Origin of the sequence: Nitrososphaera sp. AFS (assembly GCF_009898475.1) — an archaeon.
Taxonomy (GTDB): domain Archaea; phylum Thermoproteota; class Nitrososphaeria; order Nitrososphaerales; family Nitrososphaeraceae; genus Nitrosopolaris.
This window is the reverse complement of sequence record NZ_QURE01000128.1, coordinates 2791-7227: the sequence shown is the minus strand read 5'-3', so window position 1 is coordinate 7227 and position 4437 is coordinate 2791. Positions and strand designations below refer to the sequence as shown.

Annotated in this window: 5 protein-coding genes and 1 pseudogene; 4 read left to right on the top strand and 2 right to left on the bottom strand. The window is 39.2% G+C overall.

The features are described from left to right. A pseudogene (locus DYY65_RS11045) lies at positions 1–609 on the bottom strand (hypothetical protein); the annotation flags it as partial. 1010 nt (positions 610–1619) lie between these two features. Here DYY65_RS11045 and DYY65_RS11040 point away from each other — a divergent pair. Further along, positions 1620–1760, top strand: a complete 141-nt coding sequence (locus DYY65_RS11040; RefSeq protein WP_162478015.1) for a hypothetical protein — start codon at positions 1620–1622, stop codon at positions 1758–1760. 409 nt (positions 1761–2169) lie between these two features. Here DYY65_RS11040 and DYY65_RS11035 read toward each other — a convergent pair whose 3' ends face one another. Beyond that, positions 2170–2322 carry a hypothetical protein gene (locus tag DYY65_RS11035; RefSeq protein ID WP_162478014.1) on the bottom strand — a complete coding sequence of 51 codons (153 nt, stop codon included), beginning with the start codon at positions 2320–2322 and terminating at the stop codon, positions 2170–2172. Positions 2323–2872: 550 nt separating this feature from the next. On the opposite strand from DYY65_RS11035, the gene DYY65_RS11030 reads away from it, so the two are divergent. The 3 genes from DYY65_RS11030 to DYY65_RS12805 all read left to right on the top strand — a co-directional run bounded on the left by DYY65_RS11030 (position 2873) and on the right by DYY65_RS12805 (position 4108). Then, a complete protein-coding gene (locus DYY65_RS11030; RefSeq protein ID WP_162478013.1) occupies positions 2873–3151 on the top strand; it encodes a hypothetical protein in 279 nt (92 codons plus the stop codon). 562 nt (positions 3152–3713) lie between these two features. Continuing rightward, the gene (locus tag DYY65_RS11025; RefSeq protein WP_162478012.1) at positions 3714–3983 is read left to right on the top strand and encodes a hypothetical protein; all 270 of its coding nucleotides are present in this window, start codon (positions 3714–3716) and stop codon (positions 3981–3983) included. Further along, a complete protein-coding gene (locus DYY65_RS12805; protein WP_255457521.1) occupies positions 3980–4108 on the top strand; it encodes a hypothetical protein in 129 nt (42 codons plus the stop codon). The genes DYY65_RS11025 and DYY65_RS12805 overlap by 4 nt, the downstream gene beginning before the upstream one ends. Positions 4109–4437: the final 329 nt, after the last annotated feature.

Below are 4437 nucleotides of genomic sequence, written 5' to 3'. Positions count from 1 at the left end.
ATTACCGTAGATAATTGCAATCTCATCGTGAGCATGGAGCTTGATGTCGCTATAATTTAGAGTGCTTGGAACTTTAGTCCCGTTAACATATACATTTAGAGGATGGTCGGGACTAGCTACATAATTGAATATTTGATGATTATCGAATTTGATTTGACCGTTGTTAAACGTTTTGCTCCATATATCAAAGAATTGTCCTAGTGTAAAGTCTCTATTTACTGGTGATTCTATGTGTATTATACCTGAAACATCATGAGTGTGCAGCCAGAAGTAGCATGCATTAGTAATACCTACTTGTGATGGTACCAAATAATATTGACCATTTATGTTGATATCCAAATGTGCATGTACATGTAAGAGAAGCTGTTCAGACGGATTACATTGTATACCATCTATTGTTAATGAAGATACCTTTGATACCGCCCCAAAATATCCTAGAGCTAAACCGATAATCGCAGCTAGAATGCCGGCCCCGATAAATATTGCCATTGATTTATGCGAGATCTTGAAATCCTTCTTGATGGCTTTACATCCATGTTCTTTGCCGTGGTATTGTGAGCAATCTCCGTATGCTTTTCTAACTCCTTTCTGGAATGGAACGGCTTTCACAATTTATCTTTTTTACCATCTGATTTGAGTTAAAATTATTATATAGATAAAGTATTCCCTTAGACTGAAATCTGTCTTCGCAACTATATGTATCATGCATAACAGCGTGGAGAGATTCTGGGGATAAATAACCTGAAGATATCAAACCACCTTAGCACAAGATGCAATGTAGTTAGTTAGTTGAGGATAGGGCAGAATTCGATCATCTGATTCTCTTATTCTGTATCCATCAGTTTAGATCAATTCAGTCATACTTTCCTTGATCTAAAATTGTCCATCGATGATTGATTACATCTAAATGAGAATGAATACGAATCTGTTCTGACCGATTAAATTGTATACCGTCTGCCCCTATCAATGAATGGTACCTTTGAAATGGCTCCGTAATATAACCATACACACCTAATAATTGATACAACCCCCACAATACCAAAAACTGCGGCCGTCTTCTTAATTTTTATGGGATTTCTTGTTTATCTTGACTGAGTCGCTTTTGTCATTTGGGAGTGTCCGTTTACGTCCCAATTGTGTTGTTCAATTCGCTTTTGGAGCTATATGATTTTTAACAAATGTACACGTTATTCTTTCTCTTTCTGCCATCTCTTATTTACTATAAAATTAGAAAATAGACAATTTAATACATAATGCCATTGAAGAAGATAAGAAGATAAGATTAGACTTTAATCTATTCAGCCTTCTACATTTTTGTTTATTTTACTTCAGTATCAATTACACAGATAACGGAGATATGTTACAGGTACAGAAGATAGAAAATATACCTTTATTTGCTATGTTTGAAACAATAAAGCGTTCCATTGCATCTACTTGCCAGTCTACCATGTCCTGGCTCACCTTCCAAAGGTGTAGGGAATGTTCGACACTGCAACGGGGCCGTTAATCAAACTTGGCCCGTTGCAGTACATTGGCAACAGTATCTAGACAAATAGTAACCCAAAATTGTATGGATCGTCAGTATCAAATATGACAGGATCGGCTGGAAATACAACGGGATGGACACAATCTTCAATACATACGACAAATCCTACGGCCAACCGACCATAGTACTGGCGGTAACGCCGGCATTACTGCCGGTAATAGAGGCTTCGGAGCCTTCAATGAAGGCAACGGAATTGGATATAAATAATAAATAGGCATATTTGGATTGTTATAGTTCACACTAGAGTATACAAACACTCCCGATCTCAATAGAAGAAGATAGTGCGATTTCTATGGAGATGCTAAATGATTGTTATTAATATTTAAAAACAATTAATGCGAAAGGGCACCCTTTTCAACAGAACCAATGATTATAGCCCTATTGCTTTCACATCTGGTTAGAGAAACAATACAATCCTAAACAAATGGATTAGCTGCGCAATAAATTGTTCTGCAATCATTTTTTGTAGAAAGGTTTAAGGGCGCGTGTGATTTATCTTTGGCGAGAATAAGCATAACGAAGAATTGCGTTTATAGAATAGTCAGACTTGCCGGGCCGAATTTGATATCATAAAAACGGCCACTGGCAGTGGATTTTCCATACCCTCTGCTTTATACGCCGACCTAATTTTCCTGCTGTCTCGTTAATGGTGGTGCCTTTTCTACCTTGAGTGCTGGTTTCTTTCTCCCTATTCCTAGTCTATAAGATGTTTCAAGTAACAGCAATGTTGGTACGAAGCCCAATGCGACCCATGAAACAGATTCGATTATTTCCATAAATTATAACGTGCATACGCAATAGATTAAGCCTCGTCATTGCCTTGTTGAAAAAATCAAATCCCATTATGATAAATTCATAATCATCATTTCGCTGAGCAAATCGATTAGGAGCGTATTTTTGATACCTCGGATCAATGGTGTTTATGGAGTCGATCTCAACAAGTACAAGGAATATCAAGGATTGATCAAATCATCCTCTCAAATGCTCTCCAATTAATGAACCCGGCACAAGCAATTCAGAGGACTGGTTGTTAAGGATCCAACGGGTACAATAAGCACTTATTTGCACTTTTGGATTGTCCAGACCAGGATTCAGAACTATGAGGCCTGGATCCAACCAGTCTCATGATGTGCTTATTATCGTTTGACTGGGCTGGACGCTAATTGTCCAAGCCTGGATTTGGGCTGAACAACCTTGGAACCAGGACAGGATCAAAATGATAGGAAATCTAGGCCCGTCCAAGATCCGTCCATTCAAATGAAGATTGATTATATCGTATCAAGAATCTAGGCATCACAGGATGGCAGCCATTATGTCTATGTCTATGTGACATACGCTAATCCTAATGATTTTAAAGCAGGCGCGGACAGATCGCCACCATTTAATCCCTTTGGTGCTAATATGCTGGCCTTCACTTCACCAGAAGATCTCATGAAAAATTTACCAAAGGCTATGTCCAATATGGGAAAAGCAATGGGCGGAGGAGGATTTCCTACAGATAGTCCCACTTTCAAAATCAGTATTAGGGACTATGAAGACATGTCGATAAAAGTGGGCGATAAAGTAACGATTGAAATAAAGAAAGCAGAAAGTAGCGGGGTTTAGCCAATAGGGCCCATTGTAATGCTACTTCGTTATTGGTCTAAAGAAAGCATAAACGAGCATTCTTCACAAAAGTAGCAATGTCTATCAAAGTCTGAATGTAGTATCATCAAGTCATGGCAGCGTGGGCATTCTATTTCATGTTCGATAGATAATCGTTCTTTGGTCGGACTGGATGACTGTTGCTCCTTATCTTTCTCCTTTTCTGTTACTCGTAATACACTCTGGTTCCTGACCACATGTCTACAGGGCATCACATCACGTACATAATGTGGTGAACGATGCAGAGAGGGAGAGTAGGCTGACAATATAATTGAGTCTGGTTAGTTGTGAAAAAATAAAACAACATCCATTATCAGTAAATTCAACCAAAATAATGTTACTCTCCTCAGGCATTTAGGGATTTGATAAACGGAATAAATAAAATTCTTCTAGGATTGATTTCTGTGATTGGACCTTCCAATTCAGAATTATCCTGACAAGGACGTAACAACCAGCAAGACATTAGGAAAATTTGGCGAGCATCGCGCAAAATCAAGTAGAAGTACAATCTCAATCTCAATCTATGTCCAAATTTCCATCCGTTAATAGCGACAGTAGTAACAAATTTTGTGGCACCTTAGGGGGCAAGGGAGGAACGGCCTTAGGTGGTAGTGCTAATGGAGGAAACGGTGGTGTAGCAATAAACGGTGGCCAAGCTAATGGTCAGAATGACACTAATACCAGTAATGGCGGCAACGGTGGTTTTGCAATTGGAGCTGGTAGCGAGGCCAATGGTGCGAGTGGACAGAACGGTGGTGTAGCAGTAGGCGCCGGTAGTAATGCTAGCGGATGAATGTTGCATTAAATGGTGGTAGTACAAATGGTATGAGTGGCGGCGTTGCGCTGAATGGCGGCCAAGATCATCAGGGTTGTGTCGTAGCAACAGGCAGCCAGTGTTTTAACATACCTGGAAGGTAATGCTAGTAACACACTAAAACTTTTTGAATCTGTCCGGCCTTCAGTAAAAGAGACAGCACGGATGCGAGGCGTATATCGTATTTAGAAAGGCAATAAGCAAAGATATTAGGGATGTGTTAATCAGAGACAGCAGTAATAAAACTACCTCTAGCTGAGTGGTACAACTATTCTAATCAGCAAACAAAAAGTGAGTGTATATAATTTGTCGGATCCAACTAGAGCTTACTTACTTATCCACCCTACTTCCAAAACCAAATCTTGGTTACAGTATTTCCAGCTTTATCAATTACATCTTTGTAGATATTATTCGTATCGCTCAGAAATGCCAA